This window comes from Pseudomonas sp. BP8, from assembly GCF_017875955.1.
Taxonomy (GTDB): Bacteria; Pseudomonadota; Gammaproteobacteria; order Pseudomonadales; family Pseudomonadaceae; genus Aquipseudomonas.
The window spans coordinates 2,626,819-2,647,731 of sequence record NZ_JAGINK010000001.1 but is presented as its reverse complement, the minus strand read 5'-3'; the positions used below and the strand labels follow the sequence as shown (position 1 = coordinate 2,647,731).

The window sequence follows — 20,913 nt, the reverse complement described above, 5'->3', positions numbered from 1 at the left end:
GAGCACATACGACCGGAAATACTCTAATCCTTGCTTGTTATAGCGACCTATGCAAAATCAGAGGTAAGCCACCACGTCTTCTAAGTAGTATACAGCGCTATAGCGCATGACCATAAAAGGGCATGTCGCTGACTATCCCTATTGGATAGGGGCCAGCAGTAATTGTGCCGAGTGCATCCGTGTATATGAGTTTTTTGAGAGACTCTGCAGTGAGTCTCTTTCAGTTCTTCTTGCTCTGGCACCAAAGATGTTGATGGCGGTTGAACTCTCGCTGCATCCTTCTAACATAAACCGAAGGTCTCAAAAACCCTTTAGGGCATGTTAAATGCCACCTGACTCTTCAAGCTGAAACCAGTTACCCGGCTGGATTTCGCCATGAAGAACACCTCTTACTCCATGCTGCTAGCCTGTCTGGTGTCGCTCGGTGCCGCCGCTCAAGACGCGCCTGAGCGCTCGGATCTGGGCCTCGTGCAGCGGCAGATTACTGACATCGAACGGTTGGCCGATCGCGCAAGCACCGCCTCAGTCAGTACCGCGGAGACCCGCTATCGCTTCGACTATGTGAGGTTCACTGCGGACCTTGAGCGTATGCGTCAAGGCATCCACAAATACCTGTCGCCCTCCCGCGCGCAGCCAGCTGACCAGGTCGAATTGACCGGTGATTACCGCGCTGAAGCGTCCCTCCCTCCTGAGGCCATCCGATGAGCATGACTGACGCCCAACTCAGCGCGTTTTCGGCCGTCGCCGGGTTCACCCCGCAGCTCAGCTCAGTGCTGTGGCGCTCATCGGTGCTGGTGCTCGCGTTGCTCTGGTGCACCTGGGCCCTGTGGACCGGCTACCGCGGCTGGGCGGCCGGCAACCTCAATTTCGGTGCACTCGGCGGCAGCACGCTGCGCCTGGCCCTCACCCTGATCGTGTTGATGTTTTTCATGCTGTCGTAATCAGGAGACCTTGCCATGAACCTCTCCCGTCGTTGCCATCACCCGCTCACTCTGTTCCGGAAGTCCTGTTCGCAAGTCCTGGTCGGCAGCCTGGTGCTGCTGAGTTCGACACTGGCCTGGGCCGACCTGCCGACCATGGAAGCACCGTCTCGCGGTGAGGGCTCGGGCCTGATCGACACCATCAAAAACTACGCGTATGACGGCGGCATCCTGCTTGGTCTGTTGATCGCCACCCTCGCCTTCCTCGGCGTGGCCTGGCATTCGCTCACCGTCTACGCCGACGTGCAAAACCAGCGCAAGACCTGGAAGGACCTCGGCGCCGTGGTCGGCGTCGGCGCCCTGCTGGTGGTGGTGATCCTGTGGTTCCTCACCAAAGCCGCGACGATCCTGTGAGGTCACCATGTCCGACGCCCCTGCAACCCTGCCTGACGGCACATTGACCTTCCTCCCGGAGCGCCTCAATAGAGATCCGGCCGTTCTCCGTGGGCTCACCAACGACGAGATGTGGGTCGCGCTGATCATCGGCGCAGGGTTAGGTGTGATTCTCGGCGCGCCGCTGGCGCTGGCCACCGCCTCCATCGCTACCCTCCCCACCTGCATGTTCATCTGCATGGCGCTAGTGTTGCTGGGCGGCGGCAAGCTGATGCGCCGAGCCAAACGTGCTCGTCCTGAAACCTGGCTGTATCGTCGCTTGCAATGGCATCTGGCAGTGCACTGGGGCATCGGCACTCATCATTTGATCCTGCACTCAGGGCCTTGGACAGTGCGCCGTACGCGGCGACACGCGAGGTCTACGCTATGAGCCGCTTCCGTAACAAGGTGGATGCGCAGCAGGCGCATATCTTCAGCCTTCGTCTGGCCGTTTCGATCCTGGCGCTTCTGTGCTGCGGGCTGTGGTACGGCTGGCAGTCCGCACCCTCCGAACTGACCATTCACGTACCGCCCGATCTGCGCTCCGGCAGTACACGCAAGTGGTGGGATGTACCGCCGGAAAACATCTACGCCTTCGCCTTATACATCTTCGGCCAGCTCAACCGCTGGCCAACCGACGGTGAGGTCGACTACCACCGTGCCATCTTTGCTTTGCAGCCCTACCTGACCCCAGCGTGCAAGACCTTCTTCGACGGTGACTTCGAGTACCGCAAGGCCGCCGGCGAACTGCGCGGCCGGGTGCGTGGCGTATACGAAGTGCTGGGCCGCGGCTACAGCGACGACCCCGACCTACGGGTGAAGCAGCTGGATAAGCACAGCTGGCTGGTGAAGCTCGACCTCAACGCCGACGAGTACTACGCCGCCGAACCGGTGAAACGTGTGGTGGTGCGCTATCCGCTACGGGTGGTGCGCTTCGACGTCGACCCCGAGCACAACAAGTGGGGCTTGGCCCTGGACTGCTACGAAGGTACGCCGCAGAAGCTGACGCTGCCTGGAGGTGCGGGATGATGCGTGTCTTGATCATTATTCTGGCGGTTGCCGCAGGCTGGTGTTCTGCAGTCGGTGCGGTCGAGGTGAAATACTGGGATCGCCTGCCGCTGGCCGTTCGACTTACGGTGGGCCAGGAACGCGTCCTGATGCTGGATGAGGATGTGCGCGTCGGACTGCCGAGTGCGATCGCCGGCAAGCTGCGTGTGCAGTCCGTCGGCGGCACGGTGTATCTGCGCGCCGCAGAATCCCTTCCACCTACCCGGTTGCAGCTGCAATCGGTGAAGTCAGGCGACATCATTCTGATCGACATCGAGGCGCTCGAGGGTAGCGAGGCGCTGGAGCCGGTCAAGATAGTGGCCCAGGCTCCGGCACCGGACGTGAAAACTGAGAAAGGCACGGCACCTGCTGCGACGCCGGTACCGGTGGTGCTCACCCGCTATGCGGCGCAGAACCTCTATGCGCCCCTGCGGACCGTAGCCCCACTGCCCGGTGTGCGACGGGTGCCACTGAGCGACTCTGTTGCGTTCAGCTCGTTGCTACCCACCGAGCGGGTTTCGATCAAGGCACTCGCGGCCTGGCGGCTGGGCGACTACTGGGTGACGGCGGTAAAGATCGTGAACCGCGGTCCCGGCAAGGTCGCGCTTGACCCGCGTCACCTACAGGCCACGCTGTACGCCGCAACCTTCCAGCACGCGGATTTAGGTCTCACCGGTACGCCTGAAGACACCACCGTGGCCTACCTCGTCACCCGCGGCGGCGACCTGAAGCATGCGCTGCTGTTGCCCCCGCCAAAACCGGAGGCTGCCGATCATGAAAGCTAACAGCCTACTGAAATGGTTTGTGCCTGCGGTCCTACTGGGTATCGTACTGATCATCATCAAATCCTGGGTCACCGCCCCGGATGGCCAGCCCACTCACGATCCGGAGAACGCCACGCTCAGCGCGGAACAGGCCAAAGCCTTGGGCATCGCTGGCGACACCCCGCGCGACACCGTGGCCACGCTGATCGGCCAGGTAAAAGCGATGCGCAGCGAAATGCAGACGCTGAAGAAAGGCAACGATGCGCTGCAGACTGAGAACAGCCGGCTGCGCACGCGCGAAGGCAATATCGACACGCGCATCCAGAGCACGCTGAGCAGCGTCACCCAACAGGTCACCGAGCAGCGGCAGCAGGCCAACGATGCTCGGCAGAAGGCCGAGCAGCAGCACCGCGAGACTCAGGGACTACTCTCCAGGCTCAAGGACCAGCTCGCAGGTAAGCCAGCCACGAAGTCGGATGTGCCTGCGGGCTTCGGTCTTGAGCCAGGCGACGAGCAGCAGTTTGCAGGCCCTCAGGCACCGGCAGATGCGGTGCAGTGGATCGAACCTTCGAATGCACGCGCCGGCCAGGAGGACACCGGCAAAGCCGACGGACCGCTGTCGTCGTTGACCTCGAAGTTCAAGGACCTGCACGCCCTGGACAACAACGCCATCGACCGTGGCCAGGACCGCTTGCGTGCCGTCGCCAAAGGCGAGCGTGATCTGGAGAACGCCCAGGACCGTACCGAAGGCGCCAGGCCCGTCTACACCATCCCCGAGAATTCGACGCTGATGGGCTCGATCGCCATGACCGCGCTCATTGGCCGGGTACCGGTAGACGGAACGGTGAATGACCCCTATCCGTTCAAGGTGCTGGTGGGGCCGGACAACCTCACTGCCAATGGCATCGACCTGCCGGACGTGGTCGGCGCGGTCATGAGTGGCACCGCCGCCGGTGACTGGACGTTGTCCTGCGTGCGCGGCCAGGTCGAGTCGATCACCTTTGTCTTCAGTGACGGTACCGTCCGCACAGTGCCGCAGCCGCAGAAGGTCGTCAGCCGCAATCGCAGCAGTACTCAAACCTCGGACACCGAGAAGATCCGCGGCGGCCTTGGCTACATCTCCGACCCTTACGGCATTCCCTGCATTTCCGGCGAGCGCCGCTCCAACGCTCAGCAGTACCTGGGCAGCCAGAGCCTGATCACCGCGGCCGGCGCCGGCTTCGCCGCGGCCCTGGGCAGCGAACAGACCAACACCTCGTTCATCAATTCGGCCAGCGGCAGCCTGGGCCTGTCCCAGAACAGCGGCAACAGCGCGCTGAACTCGGTGATCAGCGGTGGTATTGGCGAGATCCGCGAGTGGATCAACAAACTCTACGGCGAAGCCTTCGCCGCGATCTACGTGCCGCCTGGGGCCAGAGTGGCCCTGCATCTGGACCACGAAATCAGCATCGACTACGAACCCAAAGGCCGGAGAGTGAACCATGAAAGCCCATCCGTCTCGGTACTGGATCTGGATTAGCCTGCTGCTCGGCCTGCACCTGGCCGGCTGCTCCACCAGCAAAGAAGAAATGCTGCCCCACGGCGATCACACCATGCTGGATATCTGGAACGGCGGTGGCTCGGTCGGTACTCAGCAACAGCTGCTGGAGGCGCGTGGCGAACTGCGTCGACCGGTGCTGGATCCCGAGCGCCTGATCAACGACCAGAGCGCTTACACGCGCCGGGCTGCCAACGAGATCCGTGCCCAATTCCCGCGTCTGCCCAACCCGGACCTGGTCATGTACGTCTACCCGCATCTGGCCGGTACTCAGCAGACGCCAGTGCCTGGCTACTCGACCGTGTTCCCACTGTACGAGAAGGTCCAGTACGCGCTGCCCGGCGAGCGCCTGGACGATCTGTGATGACCGATGACGCCAGTCGCAACCCACTACGCTGGAGGCCCTGGCGCGCGGCGCAGCGCCGGCGCGCCACCCTGGCCGACGAGGCCGCCCAGTACGCGCACAACCCCAGCTTCACCGACCACCTGCCCTGGGTCGAGTATCTGGAAGAGGGACAGTGCTTTCTCCTTGATGACAACCGTTCCGTGGGCGCCGTGTTCGAGCTGCAGCCGATCGGCACCGAGGGTCGCGAGCCCAAATGGCTAATGGCAGCGCGCGATGCGCTGGAAGATGCGTTGCAAGACAGCTTCGACGAATTCGACCAAGCGCCCTGGGTGGTGCAGTTCTTCTGCCAGGACGACAGTGACTTTGCCCCATACCTTGAACGCCTGGAGCGCTATATCGCGCCGCGCGCGCGAGGTACGCCGTTTACCGTGGCCTTCCTCGCGTCGATGCAACGTCACCTCGACGCCGTCGGCAAACCGGGTGGGCTGTTCGACGACCATGTGGTGTCTCACCTGCCGTGGCGCGGCAGCAATCGGCGGATTCGCCTGGTGGTCTATCGCTGGCTCGGGGAGCAGGCTGACGAGGATGGGCAGAACCCGGTCCAGCTGCTGAACCGCACCTGCGACCGCTTGGTGGCCTCGCTGCAGGCCTGCGGGGTCAGCCCTCGACGACTGACCGGACGCGATTTCTACGCCTGGTTGCTGCCCTGGTTCAATCCCTCTCCTCCCCTCACCGGCGAATCCCCCGCCGCGTTCTATCGACGTGTGCCTTATCCGGAAGGAGATGACGGCGAGGAGCTGCCGCTCCCGTTCGACCACGATTTCGCCGAGCGGCTGTTCTTTCAGGAGCCGCGATCCGATAGCGAGCAGGGTCTGTGGTACTTCGATCAGCAGCCCCACACCGTGATGGTGGTCGACAAGCTGCGCAGGCCACCGCATATCGGCCAGTTGACCGGTGAAACACGCAAGGGCGAAGCGTTGAACGCCTTGTTCGATCAGTTGCCCGAGCAGTCTGTCATGAGCCTGACCTTGGTGATCACGCCCCAGGATGTGCTCGAGGAGCAGCTCAATCGCCTGGCGCGTAAAGCCATCGGCGAGAACCTCGCCTCGACCCTGACCCGCCAGGACGTGGAAGAGGCCCGCGCGCTGATTGGCCGCCAGCACAAGCTGTACCGCGGAACCTTGGCGCTTTACCTGCGCGGCGCCGATGAACAGCAGCTGCGCCAACGATCCGTCCAGGCTGCCAACGTCCTGCTCGGCGCCGGCCTGCAGCCGGTGCGCGAAGGCGATGAAGTGGCCGCGTGCAACAGCTATCTGCGCTGGTTGCCGATGGTCTACAACCCGGCGCGGGACATACGCAACTGGTACACCCGACTGCTGTTTGCCCAGCACGTCGCCAACCTGCTGCCTCTCTGGGGACGCAGCATTGGTACCAGCAACCCGGGCATAACTTTCTTCAACCGCGGTGGTGCCCCACTGTCTTTCGATCCGCTGTCACGCTTCGACCGCTCGATGAATGGCCACCTGCTATTGTTCGGCCCGACCGGCGCCGGCAAGTCGGCCACCTTGGTCTCAATCCTCATGCAGGTCATGGCCGTGTACCGGCCACGACTGTTTATCGTCGAAGCGGGCAACTCTTTTGGCCTGCAGGGCGACTATTTCGCCACCCTCGGACTGTCCGTCAACAAAGTTCAGCTCAAACCGGGCAGTGATGTGAGCCTGGCGCCGTTCGCTCATGCCCGGCGCCTGATCGAGCATCCGGACCAAGTCGCCAGTCTGTCGACCGAAGACCTGGATGAGGCCGCGCCGGACAGTGACGAGCAGCGCGATGTGCTGGGCGAGCTGGAGATCACCGCGCGGCTGATGATCACCGGGGGCGAAGCCAAGGAAGAGGCGCGCCTGACCCGAGCAGACCGCAGTCTGATCCGCGAGTGCATTCTCGATGCCGCCCGACATTGCGCGACGACTGAGCAGCAGGTGCTGACCCGCCATGTCCGCGATGCCCTGCGTAAGGTCGCCAGCGACACTCACCTGCCCGACAAACGCCGCGAGCGCGCGCAGGAGATGGCCGAATCCATCGACCTGTTCTGCCAGGGTTTCGAAGGTGCCTTGTTCGACCGGCCCGGCACACCCTGGCCGGAGAGCGACGTGACGATCGTCGACCTCGCCACGTATGCCCGTGAAGGTTACGAGGCGCAGATGTCGATCAGCTACATCAGCCTGATGAACACGGTGAACAACATCGCCGAGCGCGATCAGTACCTGGGGCGTCCAATCGTCATGGTCACCGATGAAGGCCACATCATCACCAAGAACCCGCTGCTGGCCCCCTTTGTGGTCAAGGGCACGAAGATGTGGCGCAAGCTCGGCACCTGGTTCTGGCTGGCAACGCAAAACATGGCCGACTTGCCCGATGCGGCGCAGACCATGCTCAACATGATCGAATGGTGGATCTGTTTGAACATGCCGCCAGCGGAAATCGAGGAGATCGCCCGCTTCAAGAAACTCACGCCGGCGCAGAAGGCACTGCTGCTCTCCGCGAGTAAGGCCTCGGGCAAATACACCGAGGGCGTGGTCCTGTCGAAGAACCTGGAGACGCTGTTCCGCGCAGTGCCGCCGAGCCTCTACCTCGCACTGGCCATGACCGAGCCCGAGGAAAAAGCACAGCGCTGGCGATTGATGGAGGAGCATCAACAGTCAGAGCTTGAAGCCGCCCTGCAGGTCGCGGCGGAGATCGATCATCTGCGTGGCATGTCATAGTTTTTCCCGCACCACTGGCTTGCAGAGGCGTCGTCGGCTCGTTTTTGACACAGAGAATTTCAGCCCAGGTTCACCGGCCCAGTCCTACAGTGATATGAGTCGCAACTCAAGTTCGTGCGGGCCTCTAGGACAGTCTTCGGGTTCGGCCGCTTCCTCACCGATCACGCAAAAACAGGCTCAAACTTTAGCGTTCATCGTCGAAGCCACTTTTACGCGAAGGCTAGGTGATGGTCTGAGCCATACATCTGAGTGGGGATTCCATGCGCTGATATGAGCGCCGTCCTACCTTGATACCGACTGCCACAAGCCTTCCCGCGCCAATCCTGCTAATCCTCGAGCAATGCCCATTCCCTGCCTGCGTCCGCGAGCTCGAGCATCTCTGCTAAATCTTCATCGCTGATCTCCCGCCGGCGATGTGCGGCATACGCCATCTCGTTCAGCACCAACGCGCGGCCGCACGGATCAGCTTGAAGCGCCGTCTGATCATTCAATTCAGCCAGCCACGCCGCAGGAAGACTCAGCATTTGACTGTCCACAACTGATCGATCCTGGTCGTAAAAGATTGGCTCATCATTTCCCTCTCATCCCCCACTCCGGCGCCACCGGCACACTACTGGCGCGCATCGTCCCCCTTCCCCAGCGCTCGTTGATGTTGTCCATCACCTGCATCAGCCGGTCACATGCAACTGACTGCTTCAGCGCAAACAAATCCTCTGAAAACTCGCCGGGCTGCCGCAGGTCCAGCAGCAGGACCTCGGCTTTGCTGTACCGGAACCCCTGCCGAAAGACCCGCGCGACTGCGTCGGTGGCCAATCTGGTCATCAGTAGCGTGTCGCAGGTTGGGTATGGCAGCTCCACCAGAGCGCCCTGGGCGTGATGGGCCTCGTCCGGATTGAACATCCCGTGCGGATGCTCACGCGCATGCGCTTGCACACCGAACCTTGGGAGCGGAGCTTCTCCGCCGCTCGCCCGACGTAGGTGGCCACGGCTTGCTTGATTGGCGCCAGCTCAGTTAGCCGCTTGCCAAACATCCGGCTGCAGCAGATCTCTTGTTTGGGCGGTTCGACCTCATCCAGTTCAAGGCAGGGCGTGCCGGTCAGCTCGCGGGCAGTCTTTTCCACCACCACGCTGAACTTCTGCCGAAGTGTCCAAGCGTCGGCCTTGGCCAAGTCCATGGCCGTCCGGATATCCATCGCCTCGAGGTGAGCCGTCATCCGCCGGCCAATGCCCCACACCTCTTTCACCTCGGTATTGCGCAGCACCCAATCGCGCTTGAACGGATCTGTGATGTCCACCACTCCGCCGGTCTGCGCCTGGAGGCGTTTAGCCGTATGGTTAGCCAGCTTGGCGAGCGTCTTTGTGCTGGCGACACCTACACCGACCGGGATGCCCGTGCACTGGAAAATTCTCGATCGAACCTTGCGCCCGAACTCGGTCAGGTTTTCAGGAATGCCGGAAAGGTCAGCGAAGCATTCATCGATGCTATAGACCTCAGTCGCCGGAACCATCGATTCGATCAGCGTCATAACACGCTCGCTCATGTCGCCGTACAAGGCGTAGTTGCTGCTGAACGCCACGACGCCGTGCCGGCGGAGCTTGTCCTTCGCCTGAAAATAAGGCTCCCCCATCTTCACGTAGGGCTTCGCGTCGTAAGACCTGGCGATCACACAGCCGTCGTTGTTGCTCAGTACGACAATCGGCGTTTTGGCCAGATCCGGCCGGAACACGCGCTCACAGCTTGCGTAAAAGCTATTGCAATCAATGAGCGCGAACACCGGGTCACTGCGCATGATCACGGACGCTGTACCGGACCACACCCCAAACGACCAGGTCGTCACCTTCCATGATGTAGCGTGGGGGATACGCTGTGTTTTCCGACTTGAGGATTACCACCCCGTCACGACGGTGAAGCCGTTTGCATACCGGCTCGCTGTTGACGGCCGCAATGACGATATCGCCGTGCTCCGCTTCTCGCCCCCGGTCTACGATGACGATATCCCCGGAATAGATACCGGCGCCCTGCATGCTATCGCCCTCCACTTTCACCAGATACACATGCGGCGCGCGGAGGTCGAATAGCTCATCAAGGGAAATATGGCCTTCCAAGTGATCCGCTGCAGGCGACGGGAAGCCGGCAGGGACGTGAAACGAATACAGCGGTAAGGGTTCAGTGCCGCCGGTGGGCACGCCCAAGAATGTGATGGTCATGATGGAAGGTCCAATGCAAACTGTATGCATATACAGTAGATATGGCATTGGGTGCCCGGTCAATCCTGGGCAGTGAAAATTCTGACAAGCGAGAGGCGGGTTATGTGCGGACGGTACTCAATGTATGAGTCGATGGATCACTACCTGCGCCAGCTATCGCTGGACCTGGTGGTGGTCAATGGATACGACCACGAGCCAATCAGTCGCTTCAACGTGGCACCTTCGACGCGTGTCGAAATCATTCGTCAGATCGGTGAAGGCCTGAGTGTGGATCGCGTCAAATGGGGATGGTCGCCATTTTGGGCGAAGGGGAAACGTCCCGACCCGATCAATGTGAGCAGGGCCACCACGGCCGCCAAGGCGACCTAGAGCTTTGAGTTGGTATTCATTCACAGCCTGATACTGCGACTCGGCGATCTGGCGGAGCCGCTCGACCTCAAGGGGTGGCGCACCAGCTGCCTGGGCCTCGTGATAGTCCTTCAGCGCGGCTGCCGCATCGGTATACATCGGATGGTCTGGATACAGAACCAGAGGTCTATTCTCCATCGCAAAGCGCCCTCAGTTTTGGCTGTTGAATGAGTTGCATCGACGGCCTGGCCTGACTTGATTAGCTGAAAGTCAACAACTGCATGATAGAGGGTATCAGCCAATAGTCGCTGCCGGGCAACTTCCTCCTCAAATGCCGGGCCTGCCTCAACGGCGCGGAATTCGCTCCAAACATCAACCGCCTGTTGGGTAAGCGCTCCGCCGGTGTCTAGCATCCCAAAGAAGTGCGTTCGCCCCTGCCCTACTCCTATTACTAAAAGCCAAACGACCACCTCCGCCTCATCGCGCACAGCATTCGATAGCGCGACACAGGAGCACATTTGTACTCCTCGCATACTGCCTTATCAGCCCCTTTATCTGGTCACTTACTAATACGATCGTCCTGGCCGCGGTTTGTCCGCCCACCACCTGCCTCGGATACGGGATGCTGAAACTTGGCGCACGGATGCACACCGCTGCCACCTGCTGAGCGTTGCCCATGAACGTCACCGCCTTCACCCGAAGCAAAGCGCCGAAATCCAGAATGGCTCGCCGTGGCCGTGCCTTCACCGCGGCTGCTCTGCTGGTGGCCGCCGAGCAGTCTCTGGCACTGACCACGCCAACGCTCATCGCCTCCGTCTCCTCGCTGCAGTGCCTGGAGTACCGAGTCGTCGGCGTCTGCTACTGGCTGCTCTGTACACCGTTCGGCTGCACGGTGCGAACCTCACCGAAGATACGTCACTTCATTCCCGAGCTGGTGGTATCGAGCTATGCCGACACCGGCGCCAATCCCTGGAACGAGATGTCGGCGCTATCGACGCCGACGCCGGCGTCACAAGGGGGTGGCAACCTGATTACGCCCTCGCCGCAGCGCGACAACCTGCCCCGCTTCAAAAATGTCGACGGCATTGGCCATCCCGGCGGGGCAGCCCTAACAGTTCTCGCGCATACATTCGGATATGCCTGCCCAAGCGGAGCCGTGCCGTTTGCGCCCTACTACCTCAGCACGCTCGACCCGTTGGCGTGGCGCCAGGCGATCCCCGAGTCCGTCTACCCACAGGCACTGGTCCCGGGGATGCGCGAGATCGGCAACCAGGCACTCGGAGACATGTGGGGCAGCGTGTATCCGCGACACGGATTTCTGGTGCAGCCTGATGATTTCAAGGCGGCTGCCGTGATGACCCAGCGCGCCAGCGACTTCATTACCCGCGTCGGCCAGCCGCACGTTTATCTACCGCTGCAGCCGATGCCGGCTCCCGGCTACTGGCCGCCGCAGCCAGTGATGGAGAACAACGTCAACAACCACCGCTGGCAGTTGCTGGTCCCGGTAATCCAGAACACCTGCGCCATCTTCCCCAGCCCAACGATCCAGAGCGCCGACGGCGCCTATGCCTGGTCGCTGTGGCGGCCCTACCGCTGCTGCCAGCGTATGGGTCAGACGTTTCTGTTCAGCATCGACTTTGATGGAGGCCAGTGATGAAAAACCTCGCGCTCGGGTTGGTGTGCTTCCTTGTGTCTGCCGCAGGCCATGCCGCAGAGAACGGCTACCACCTCGGTGACCAGGCCCCGGTCCTGGATGACCGCGTGATGTACACCATTGGCGGCGGTTCGGCGGCGGGAGCGCCCTCCTCGCTCTACCGTCCCAATGGCCTCGGCGTCGGCATGTCCTGGCGGGCCAACATGATGTGCGGAAACATGAACCTCTCGAACACCCTGCAGAACCAACTCAATGGCGCCACTCAGGGCTTCCAGCAGATCATGGGCAACGTCATTCAGAACGCTACGCAGGCAGTGATGTCGCTGCCGGCGATGATCATCCAGCGCGCCAACCCCGGGCTGTATGAGTTGCTGAGTAATGGCGTGCTGCAGGGACGCATCGACTTCGATCGTTCCAAGCTCACCTGCCAAGCGATGGCGGCAAAAATGGCCGACAAGGTCGACCAGGCTGGATGGGGTGCGCTGGCTCAGAATCAGGAAATGCAGCACAACCTTGAGCAGTCCGGCGGCGATGCCGTAATGGCGGTCAAGGATACCGAGTCGAACAACGGCAACAACGGCGTCAGCTGGGTCGGTGGGCAGAAAGCCGGAGGTAACGGACAGCAACCCATCCGGGTGACTTCGGATGTGGTAAAGGCCGGCTACAACCTGCTGCACAACCGATCCGTCGAGGACACCTCGGCCGTCGGTTCGGGCTGCCAGAATGGCGCCATCTGCCAAGCCTGGTCGAGCCCCGAGGAGGCCTCGGAATGGGCGACACGGGTGCTCGGTGAAACCGAGGTGGAAACCTGCGATGACTGCGAGACGCTGCGTGTAACCGCCGGTACGGGCCTGTCGCCACTGATCCAGGAAACCTACACGAAACACCTGGAAGGCCTGCAGCGCATGGTCTCGGGCGCCGACCAGCCTACCCCAGAGAACCTCAGCAAGGTCTCCAGCCCCTTGTTGCAGGTCTCTCGCGGCGTCATCGAGGGGCTGCGCGATGACCCCGACCAGAACTTGCTGGCCCGGCGCCTGGCCAGTGAGACCGCGCTGTCCAGCGTGATCTACAAGGCGATGCTGCTACAGCGCACGCTGTTCGCCGGCAGCCACGAACCGAACGTGGCATCGGCGCAGCCCGCCACCACCGCCCTCAACAGCAACGTCGAAACCCTGGAACGGGAGATCCGCCTGCTGCAAACCGAGCTGCAGGTACGCCAGTCGCTGGCCACCAATACCGCCAGCCTGGTCCTCGATCGCCACGCCGGCGGCGCCGACGCCTCGCGCAGTATTGATCAGCGCGATCCGGAGCCGGACCGACTGCGTCGGGCTGACCAGCAAAGGAGCACGCCATGATGCCGCTTTCTGTGAGGTCCGTGATCGCCCAAGTGCTGCTGATCCTCGGCACCATGCTGATCATGTTGCTGATTGCCTGGATGGCACTACAACTGCCCGCCGCCCAACTGGATTGGCTCGCACCCACTCGGGCGACTGCCGCCTACTTCGCGTGGTGGCGCGCCCTGCTGTACACCCTGATCTTCACCGGTTGGGCCGCAGCGTTGCGCATGCGGCCTGCGCCTGTGGACCAGCAACGACTAAAGCGTCTGGGGTTGATCGGCTTCAGCTCGATCATCCTGGTCGAACTGTCTCGCATGTGAGGTGCGCCCATGAACATGAGCACCAACAGCTACCTTGAGTACTACCTGTCGCTGCTAGCCTGGATCATCAACAATGGCATCTGGAATACGCTAGTGGACACCGGGCTGTTCGCCGCTCCCTTCGGTGCGGTCATCCTGCAGGAATGGCTGTCGGCCCGCCAACAGGGTGCTGACGAAGGCAACAAGGGCCTGCTGTCGATCCCTCGCGTCGAGAACCGGTTGTGGATGAGCTACGTGGTCATTCTGTTCGGCTGCATGCCGTTCTTCCCGCTGAACCTGTCCTCCGTGACTTTCGACGATGCCGCGAGCAAGCGCTGTGGGGTCTCAATGGCCAGGCCCGCCGACACGGCCTGGGGCACGACCTTCAATACCATCGGCGAGAAGTCAGCGAACGTGCCGGTGTGGTGGTTTCTTGTGCATGCCATGAGCAAGGGCATCACCGCCGCGGCGACCGCATCGATTCCGTGCGCGCCCGACATCCGTGCGATGCGCATGGAGATCGACAGTTCGCGCATCAATGACCAAGTGCTGCTGCAGGAAGTCGCTGACTTCACGCGGGACTGCTACGGCTTTTCGCGCTCACGGCTGTTTACCAATCGCCCCGAGCTGGACGAGTCGCAAAGCTACGATGCGTCCTGGATAGGCTCGACCTACCTGCTCAACACGCCGGGCTACTACGATACCGACCGCTCGCGAATGCCCAGAGTCGATTGGCCGTACGACGAGACCCGGGATACCTCTCTACCCCAGCTCGAGAGTGGTGCCGGCTACCCAACCTGCAAGCAGTGGTGGAGCGACGGCACGATTGGACTGCGTGATCGCTTGGTGGCAGAAGTTGATCCTTCACTGCTAACGCAACTGCGGGGCTGGCTGACCGGGCGCACCTCTACGGAGGTCGAAGACGCCACCTTGCGCGAGCTGGTGAGCCCACGGCAGCAGTCATTGAGCATGGCACCTGGGCAGGTGTTCCAGGACTATGGCAGCAGTGCGCGGGGTGGCTCGTTGACGCAAGGGCTGAACAACCTGGCCACCAACACCGGCCTGGCCCTGGGCTCGTTCAGCAACTTCCCGGCAATGAATGCGCTGCGCGCGGCATTGCCAATGGTCCAGGCCTTTCTGATCATGGGCACGATCATCAGTCTGCCGCTGGTACTGCTGATCAGCACTTACCAGCTCAAAGCGCTCATGACGATCACATTCGCGCTGTTCACGCTGCACATGCTGACATTCTGGTGGGAGCTTGCGCGCTGGATCGACTCCAGCATGCTGGAAACGCTGTACAACCAGGTATCGGTCACAGACCAGGCGCTGTTGTCGTTGCCGACAGCAGGCTTCATGGACGGAACGGTCACTTCGCAGGTGATCGAGTACGTCATGGGCGCAATGTTTGTTTTGCTACCGATGATCTTTATCGGTGCAATGAGTTGGGCGGGATACAACGTGGGAAATGCTATCCAGACCCTTCTTACCCGTGGAACAGAGGCCGCTCAGACACAAGCAGGAAGAGGCTCAACACAGCTAATGACAGGTGTCCAGAAACTCAAATAAGACTCTACTTGAGCGACCCGTACTCGTCATACAGCTCTGGATACTTGTGTTGATGTTGGGGGTGACTGACCTGATGCACACCAGGTTCCTCATCATCGGATGCCGTAATGGGCAGCGCCGCTATGGCCCAGAGAGCAACCACTCCGATCGCCAGAGAAAGTGCAACTGACGCAACCGCAAGGACGAGGAGCAACTTGATAATATGCAAGCCAAATAGCCGATACTTGCAAGGTACTGAAACCAATATGCTGGAGTGCAGCACTTTCGTTTCGAGTCGCTGCATCAATCGACCAGCACCAACCGCAGTGCGAATGAGAAACCTGCCGAGACCGGTCCGGCCGGAACTGGCAGAAGCTGGAGTCGACATTTGATTGCCTCCCTTACCCATCACCGCGCTTACGGCAAAACCACTACCGTTAATTTGGATCCAAGCTTTAGCTTACTCCTCTGTCGCTGAATTCCATGACCGTTGATCACTTGGACAACGCGAATTATCGCCAGTGGCGCCCATTGGATAGATACCGCTAATCCCACCGAAAAACGCCATTGACGCGCTATCGGTTCGCTTGCTACACCAATTGTGCAATCGCTGGTTTCCAGCACCCCCAGGTAGCCATAACCTTTGAGGCTACGTCACGCATGTGATGGTTACCCCGAAATGCGATTCGCGTTCGGCAGCTCGCATGGTCACCGTTCCCTGGTGATGAACGCTTTCTAATCCCCCGGGTTCACTGAACCTGCATCTCCGTTGCACCCTACTCACATCCATTCCAGTGCTGGGAACTCTCCCACACGGGATGGCGTTCCTCCGCACCCTCTGGAGGATCTCATCATGCTGCGTTTCACAGGCACTGAACTTCACGCCGTGTTGGCCGAGGCCGGTATCAATGGTTGCAGATTGATATTGGTGAAGGACCACGGTGTTTACCTCATGTCCGAGATCGGCGAAAGCAAACCGGATGGCGGTGGCCGCAAACGCGTGGCCTATGCCACTGGCTGCAACCCCAACGTTGACGACTTCGACACTTGGTGGAATCGCGCCCAAGATGAATTCTTCGGCGATGATTGTGCCGAGTACCTCGACATCGATGATCCTGTCCTCGCCAGCCTTCGCGGCACCGCAGGATCCCTGGTGGTGGAGGCCACTTCCACCCACCTATACCTGGCCGCCGAGGTTGATCCCGCAGGCAAATCTTGAGCGCAGAAGCGAGCTCCATGCGTATCCAGAGCGGCACCTTAACCGGGCCTCTCTGGACGCCTCTCGCATCATTCTCCAGTCGGTTGGAGATCGCCGTTTGTCAGGGTTTTAAGGCCGAAAGTATTCCTTGGAACACCCTGGATAGAGACCTCCGTTGGAGGTAAGGATCGGAGATTGACCTCACGTCCACGCTCGGTTTAATACGTGGAAGCACCCTGCTCAATGCCTTGCTCGGATTGAGCAGATCCATGCACAAACCTCACATGAGGTGTCGCGGGATCAGCTACGCGGAGGTCCCAATGTCCAGGATGAAGCGCTTTTCCGATGCGGTGGTACTGAGCCCAGGCGTTTGGCAGCAGTTCATTGAACCTGCCACAGGCGAGGAACCGATTGGACAGTCAGGCCTGCGCTTGGCAGACCTGCTCAACAGGGTGCTGACTTCGGCACCGCGTGTTTCACACTGCCCCATCGAGCTGCAACTCGACCGCCCGCGGCATAACGACACTTCAGTCTCTGCTCACCTGCCGCAGCTTCAGCTAGCTCGCATCACACCACGCAGCGGCCCGGCTTTTCTGCTTATCCGGCTACCCGGCGAGATCGTAGTAGATATCGCCGTCCTTTAACCCTGCAGCACCGCTACTGCCTGACTACCCCACCGGGAACCCTTCCCGGCAGGGCAGCGTTCCCCCTACACGCCCGGAGAACGCCATGTCAGATGTCTATCTGGATGTCACCAACAAGATCGTCAGCGCCTTGAGCCAAGGTGTGATCCCCTGGATCAAACCCTGGACCACCACTGGTTCAAGTGCTGACTCCCCTTTTCCCATCAACGCCATCACCCGACGGCCCTACGCCGGCATCAACATTCCACTGCTGTGGGCCGAGGCGCGCCTGCGAGGTTTCACCCAGGATCGCTGGCTGACCTTCAACCAGGCACGCAAAGCTGGTGGCCATGTACGCATGGGCGAGCAATCCACTCTCGCGGTGCTGTACAAACCGATGAGCAAGGAGGCGCACGACGAGGATGGCCAGGTCGTTCGCGATGACCAGGGCAATATCAAGATGGTGCAGTTCGCCCTCTTGCGCACGCACTGCCTGTTCAACATCGAGCAGACCGAAGGCTTGCCTGGCGAGGAACCAGAGCCAGCTGAGCACATCGACCCGCCGGCGTTTATCGACCATGCCCCGGCCGAGCAACTGCTGCTCGCCAGCGGCGCGCAGATTGAGCATTGCTATGGCGATAGCGCGTTCTATCAGCCGCTGCGCGATCGCATCCAACTGCCCACCAAGGCCCAATTCGAGGACGTCGGCAGCTACTACGCGACGGCCCTGCATGAGCTGACTCACTGGTCGGGTCATCGATCGCGTCTGAACCGAGATGGCATCACCGGCGGACACGCTTTCGGTTCCGCAGCCTATGCCTTCGAGGAGTTGGTCGCGGAAATGGGTACTGCATTTCTGTGCGCGCTGACTGGCACACAGGGAGAGTTGCGCCACGAGGAGTACCTGGCCTCCTGGCTGAAGATTCTCAAGGAAGACAAGCGTGCGATCTTCCGCGCCAGTGGCCAGGCCCGTGAGGCCTCGGAGTACTTATTGGCACTGCAGGCCGATCGCACCACAGAAGCGCCGGAGCGACTCACGGCGTGATTTCACTCAACCAGCAAAAAGGCCCCGACTCGGGGCCTTTGTTTTTTCTGCAGGGTCATCATCGACCGCTAATGCGGAGTCGATTACTCCAGCCAGCTCTCGACGGTATCCGAGCCGTGTTCCTGCTTCCACTGCTTGAGGATCCTGTGATTGCCACCCTTGGTTTCCACGACCTCGCCGCTGTGCGGGTTCTTGTAGCGTTTGACCTCGCGCGGCTTGCGCTTAGCGCCGCTCGACACGCTTGCGGCACTCACGCTTGCGTCCTTGGACGGGTCCAGAATGGTGATCACCTGGCGCAGGCTCATGCCGTACTCTTCCAGCAAGGCCTTCAGCTTCTGTTCAAACTCGATTTCCTGCTTCAGGCCGGAATCGTTTTTCATCGCATCCAGTTGTTGAAGTTGCGCGGCCAGTTGCGCTTCCAGCGCTTTGAATTCGGCAAGTTTGGACATGAGAAATTTTTCCTAGGTATGAGACACGTGTAGGAATACTAACTGAGACAAAATCAATATCCGAGTATTAATTCCCAATCTAAGAGTCATTTCATGCTCATTAATTGCAAAACTCTGTGACAGATCAGTCAGCCAAGTTCTGGCAGAGATGCGCCACCACTTCGCGAGGCGCCGCGCTACTGCCAATCTTGAACAAGATGTCGCGCTGGCTGCGTGGCAACTTTTTCGCACAGCGCTTGGCAGCAGACCGAATGGCAGCATCAGTGCCATGAATCCGGTCCGCCAGCAGCACGATCAATACAGCATCACTCAGCGTCATCAGCGCCCCTGCTCAGAAAAATGATGCCGGGCAGTCTACCCCCACTCGAAAGGGTCGGCTACGCCGATCGGCCGGCTAACCCGACGCGCAAGACTTCGGATTATCGCACTCGCGAAAAAGGCCTAGGCGGTAAAGGGTAATGGTGTCAATGGAAGGGGGCGCAAGGGTAAGAGGCTTATCCGAAAAGGCAAAAGGACCTTTCGAACGCAAGGCAGGTACTGCGATGAAACGCTGGTGGTTCAGACCTCAAAAAGGCCTTCCCGAAGATAGCACCCCCGCCGCAGTGGGCTTTCATCAACCACTGTCGGCGGAATCACTGCTCGCTGCCAGCCACCGGAAAAGGCTACTCGAGCGCATCTGGCAATACACCGCCCTCTCCCAGCTACAGTTCGAACAACTCTACCTCGAACCGATTCGTCGCTACGCCACCTATGTACAGCAACTACCGGCCAGTGAGAGCCATCACCATGCCTATCCAGGTGGCATGCTCGACCACGGCTTGGAGCTGGTAGCGTGCAGCCTGAAGTTGCGCCAGTCCTACCTCCTCCCCAGTGGTGCCGCACCGGAAGACCAAGCAGCGCAGGCTGATGCCTGGAGCGCCGCGATTGCCTACGGCGCCCTGCTCCATGACGTTGGTAAAATCGCCGTCGATCTCCAGGTGGAGTACCAAAATGGTGAACGCTGGCACCCCTGGCACGGCCCTCTGAATCAGCCCTACCGCTTCCGCTACCTCCCCGACAGGGATTACCAACTACACGGTGTCGCCGCTGGGCTGCTGTATACGCAGATCTTGACGCCCGCGCTGCTTGACTGGCTGAGCAGCTACCCAGAATTGTGGAGGCAATTGCTTTCCTTACTGGCCGACCACTACGAGCACGCCGGCACACTCGGGGAGTTGGTCCTGCAAGCAGACCGGGTATCCACGGCACAGAACATCGGGGCCAACCCCACCAAAGCACTCCAGGCACCTAAACATTCGCTGCAGCATCACCTGCTCAAGGGACTACGCCACCTGATCAAAAACGAGTTCAAGCTCAACCAGCCTGGAGCTGCCGGCTGGCTCACAGTTGACCACCTGTGGTTGGTCAGCAAAACCGCGACCGACAGGCTGCGTGCCTACCTGCTGGCCCAATCGGTGGACGGCATTCCCTCCTCCAACATAGCCTTGTTCGATGAACTGCAATCACACGGATTAGTGGACACGACACCGGAAGGGAAAGCGGTGTGGAGCGCCACCGTAGTAGACGGTGGCTGGCAACATCGCTTCACCTTTCTCCGCCTCCAGCCAAGCCTGATTTGGGGCGATGAACCCCGGCCAGAAATCTTTGTCGGCACAGTTGAGCCGACGATGGACTCTCCCGCGCCGGCTAGTGAAACTAGCGAGTCGCCCCCGGACCTGACCCAACCAGCCCCGGATGAAAAACAGCCGGACCTCAACCACCTAATTCAGGATTTTGACTACCTCGACGATCTGATGGACATGTTGCAAGAGCCCCGCGTGGTCGAGAATGAATCATGTATAGGAAACGTTCACTCTGAAACTGAACCAACCCCTCAGGTTGCCGAAGGAACGTTATTTATCGAATGGTTGCGCGAAGCAATGGATAGTCATCGGTTGATGGTGAACGACAGCAAGGCAAAGCTCCACACCGTGGCTGGCACCTTTTTCCTGGTCACGCCAGGCATTTTCCAACGCTACGCTGCCGAACACCCAGAATTAGCCAAAGCAGATCCAACAAGGGAGGTCTGGCGAGATATCCAACGTCAATTTCAGAAGCTACATGTACATCTGAAAACGCCAACTGGCCAGAACATTTGGGGTTGTAAAGTTAAAGGCCCGCGTAGAACCAGCTCATTGAATGGTTACTTGCTAAGCGACCCCAGAGCAATCTCAGTAGAGATTCCTATCAACAACCCTTTTTTGACATTGATGCCGTAAGCTTCTGAAAGTCGATATTTGGTATACCAATGACCATTGCGAAGCAATGGCTGAGGGAGCTCAAAAGATGCCTTGAGTCTGCCCGCAGCTCGCAGTGATAGCGTGTCGCAAGCCTGTCTGCCAGCGTCTCCTCCGCTTGCT

21 protein-coding genes and 4 pseudogenes are annotated in these 20,913 nt (G+C 60.3%); 18 read left to right on the top strand and 7 right to left on the bottom strand.

The features are described 5' to 3' along the window. The first annotated feature begins 375 nt into the window (after positions 1-375). From J3B00_RS11535 to J3B00_RS11495, 9 genes are read left to right on the top strand one after another with little or no spacing between them, the layout of a single operon-like run. A complete protein-coding gene (locus J3B00_RS11535; protein WP_348635942.1) occupies positions 376-705 on the top strand; it encodes an RAQPRD family integrative conjugative element protein in 330 nt (109 codons plus the stop codon). After that, the gene (locus J3B00_RS11530; protein ID WP_209867628.1) at positions 702-941 is read left to right on the top strand and encodes a TIGR03758 family integrating conjugative element protein; all 240 of its coding nucleotides are present in this window, start codon (positions 702-704) and stop codon (positions 939-941) included. The genes J3B00_RS11535 and J3B00_RS11530 overlap by 4 nt, the downstream gene beginning before the upstream one ends. A gap of 15 nt (positions 942-956) precedes the next feature. Continuing rightward, positions 957-1,334 (top strand): TIGR03745 family integrating conjugative element membrane protein, encoded by a 378-nt coding sequence (locus tag J3B00_RS11525; RefSeq protein ID WP_209867627.1) that lies wholly within the window; start codon positions 957-959, stop codon positions 1,332-1,334. 7 nt (positions 1,335-1,341) lie between these two features. Next, on the top strand, positions 1,342-1,743 hold the full coding sequence (locus tag J3B00_RS11520; protein WP_209867626.1) for a TIGR03750 family conjugal transfer protein: 402 nt from the start codon (positions 1,342-1,344) through the stop codon (positions 1,741-1,743). Further along, positions 1,740-2,381: a PFL_4703 family integrating conjugative element protein gene (locus J3B00_RS11515; RefSeq protein ID WP_172219062.1), complete on the top strand. Its 642-nt coding sequence runs from the start codon at positions 1,740-1,742 to the stop codon at positions 2,379-2,381. The genes J3B00_RS11520 and J3B00_RS11515 overlap by 4 nt, the downstream gene beginning before the upstream one ends. Next, on the top strand, positions 2,378-3,184 hold the full coding sequence (locus J3B00_RS11510) for a TIGR03749 family integrating conjugative element protein (protein WP_209867625.1): 807 nt from the start codon (positions 2,378-2,380) through the stop codon (positions 3,182-3,184). The genes J3B00_RS11515 and J3B00_RS11510 overlap by 4 nt, the downstream gene beginning before the upstream one ends. Next, positions 3,174-4,682, top strand: coding sequence for a TIGR03752 family integrating conjugative element protein (locus J3B00_RS11505; protein ID WP_209867624.1), 1,509 nt, complete (start codon positions 3,174-3,176; stop codon positions 4,680-4,682). Before J3B00_RS11510 ends, J3B00_RS11505 begins: the two co-directional genes overlap by 11 nt. Further along, the gene (locus J3B00_RS11500; protein WP_209867623.1) at positions 4,645-5,064 is read left to right on the top strand and encodes a TIGR03751 family conjugal transfer lipoprotein; all 420 of its coding nucleotides are present in this window, start codon (positions 4,645-4,647) and stop codon (positions 5,062-5,064) included. Before J3B00_RS11505 ends, J3B00_RS11500 begins: the two co-directional genes overlap by 38 nt. Beyond that, positions 5,064-7,805 carry a conjugative transfer ATPase gene (locus J3B00_RS11495; RefSeq protein WP_209867622.1) on the top strand — a complete coding sequence of 914 codons (2,742 nt, stop codon included), beginning with the start codon at positions 5,064-5,066 and terminating at the stop codon, positions 7,803-7,805. The genes J3B00_RS11500 and J3B00_RS11495 overlap by 1 nt, the downstream gene beginning before the upstream one ends. Before the next feature lie 332 nt (positions 7,806-8,137). Here the strand turns inward: J3B00_RS11495 and J3B00_RS11490 are convergent. The 3 genes and pseudogenes from J3B00_RS11490 to umuD all read right to left on the bottom strand — a co-directional run. Next, positions 8,138-8,329, bottom strand: a pseudogene (locus J3B00_RS11490) (hypothetical protein); the annotation flags it as partial. Further along, positions 8,323-9,595: pseudogene (locus J3B00_RS11485) on the bottom strand (Y-family DNA polymerase). The pseudogenes J3B00_RS11490 and J3B00_RS11485, both read right to left, overlap by 7 nt. Next, positions 9,585-10,013: a translesion error-prone DNA polymerase V autoproteolytic subunit gene (gene umuD, locus J3B00_RS11480; RefSeq protein WP_182375179.1), complete on the bottom strand. Its 429-nt coding sequence runs from the start codon at positions 10,011-10,013 to the stop codon at positions 9,585-9,587. Before umuD ends, J3B00_RS11485 begins: the two are co-directional and overlap by 11 nt. Before the next feature lie 102 nt (positions 10,014-10,115). On the opposite strand from umuD, the pseudogene J3B00_RS11475 reads away from it, so the two are divergent. Further along, positions 10,116-10,346, top strand: a pseudogene (locus J3B00_RS11475) (SOS response-associated peptidase family protein); the annotation flags it as partial. 30 nt (positions 10,347-10,376) lie between these two features. Here J3B00_RS11475 and J3B00_RS26555 read toward each other — a convergent pair. Beyond that, a pseudogene (locus J3B00_RS26555) lies at positions 10,377-10,559 on the bottom strand (hypothetical protein); the annotation flags it as partial. Positions 10,560-11,037: 478 nt separating this feature from the next. Between J3B00_RS26555 and J3B00_RS11470 the strand changes: the two are divergent. From J3B00_RS11470 to J3B00_RS11455, 4 genes are read left to right on the top strand one after another with little or no spacing between them, the layout of a single operon-like run. After that, positions 11,038-12,015, top strand: coding sequence for a TIGR03756 family integrating conjugative element protein (locus J3B00_RS11470; protein WP_209867620.1), 978 nt, complete (start codon positions 11,038-11,040; stop codon positions 12,013-12,015). Then, the gene (locus J3B00_RS11465; RefSeq protein WP_209867619.1) at positions 12,015-13,370 is read left to right on the top strand and encodes an integrating conjugative element protein; all 1,356 of its coding nucleotides are present in this window, start codon (positions 12,015-12,017) and stop codon (positions 13,368-13,370) included. Before J3B00_RS11470 ends, J3B00_RS11465 begins: the two co-directional genes overlap by 1 nt. Beyond that, positions 13,367-13,672 carry a hypothetical protein gene (locus J3B00_RS11460; RefSeq protein WP_209867618.1) on the top strand — a complete coding sequence of 102 codons (306 nt, stop codon included), beginning with the start codon at positions 13,367-13,369 and terminating at the stop codon, positions 13,670-13,672. The genes J3B00_RS11465 and J3B00_RS11460 overlap by 4 nt, the downstream gene beginning before the upstream one ends. A gap of 9 nt (positions 13,673-13,681) precedes the next feature. Further along, positions 13,682-15,220, top strand: coding sequence for a conjugal transfer protein TraG N-terminal domain-containing protein (locus tag J3B00_RS11455; RefSeq protein ID WP_209867617.1), 1,539 nt, complete (start codon positions 13,682-13,684; stop codon positions 15,218-15,220). A gap of 4 nt (positions 15,221-15,224) precedes the next feature. On the opposite strand, the gene J3B00_RS11450 is transcribed toward J3B00_RS11455, so the two are convergent. Beyond that, complete coding sequence (locus J3B00_RS11450; protein WP_209867616.1) at positions 15,225-15,587, bottom strand: hypothetical protein; 363 nt, start codon at positions 15,585-15,587, stop codon at positions 15,225-15,227. A 465-nt stretch (positions 15,588-16,052) separates the two neighbouring features. On the opposite strand from J3B00_RS11450, the gene J3B00_RS11445 reads away from it, so the two are divergent. From J3B00_RS11445 to J3B00_RS11435, 3 genes are all read left to right on the top strand, one after another. Then, a complete protein-coding gene (locus J3B00_RS11445) occupies positions 16,053-16,418 on the top strand; it encodes a DUF3085 domain-containing protein (protein WP_209867615.1) in 366 nt (121 codons plus the stop codon). A gap of 299 nt (positions 16,419-16,717) precedes the next feature. After that, the gene (locus J3B00_RS11440; protein WP_245362527.1) at positions 16,718-17,041 is read left to right on the top strand and encodes a hypothetical protein; all 324 of its coding nucleotides are present in this window, start codon (positions 16,718-16,720) and stop codon (positions 17,039-17,041) included. Between the two features lie 85 nt (positions 17,042-17,126). Next, entirely contained in the window at positions 17,127-18,065 is a 939-nt protein-coding gene (locus J3B00_RS11435) for a zincin-like metallopeptidase domain-containing protein (protein WP_209867614.1), read from the top strand. An 83-nt stretch (positions 18,066-18,148) separates the two neighbouring features. On the opposite strand, the gene J3B00_RS11430 is transcribed toward J3B00_RS11435, so the two are convergent. Continuing rightward, positions 18,149-18,514: a histone-like nucleoid-structuring protein, MvaT/MvaU family gene (locus J3B00_RS11430; protein WP_209867613.1), complete on the bottom strand. Its 366-nt coding sequence runs from the start codon at positions 18,512-18,514 to the stop codon at positions 18,149-18,151. A 124-nt stretch (positions 18,515-18,638) separates the two neighbouring features. Then, entirely contained in the window at positions 18,639-18,833 is a 195-nt protein-coding gene (locus J3B00_RS11425; protein ID WP_182375187.1) for a hypothetical protein, read from the bottom strand. Between the two features lie 223 nt (positions 18,834-19,056). On the opposite strand from J3B00_RS11425, the gene mobH reads away from it, so the two are divergent. After that, positions 19,057-20,772 carry a MobH family relaxase gene (gene mobH / locus J3B00_RS11420; RefSeq protein WP_209867612.1) on the top strand — a complete coding sequence of 572 codons (1,716 nt, stop codon included), beginning with the start codon at positions 19,057-19,059 and terminating at the stop codon, positions 20,770-20,772. Positions 20,773-20,913: the final 141 nt, after the last annotated feature.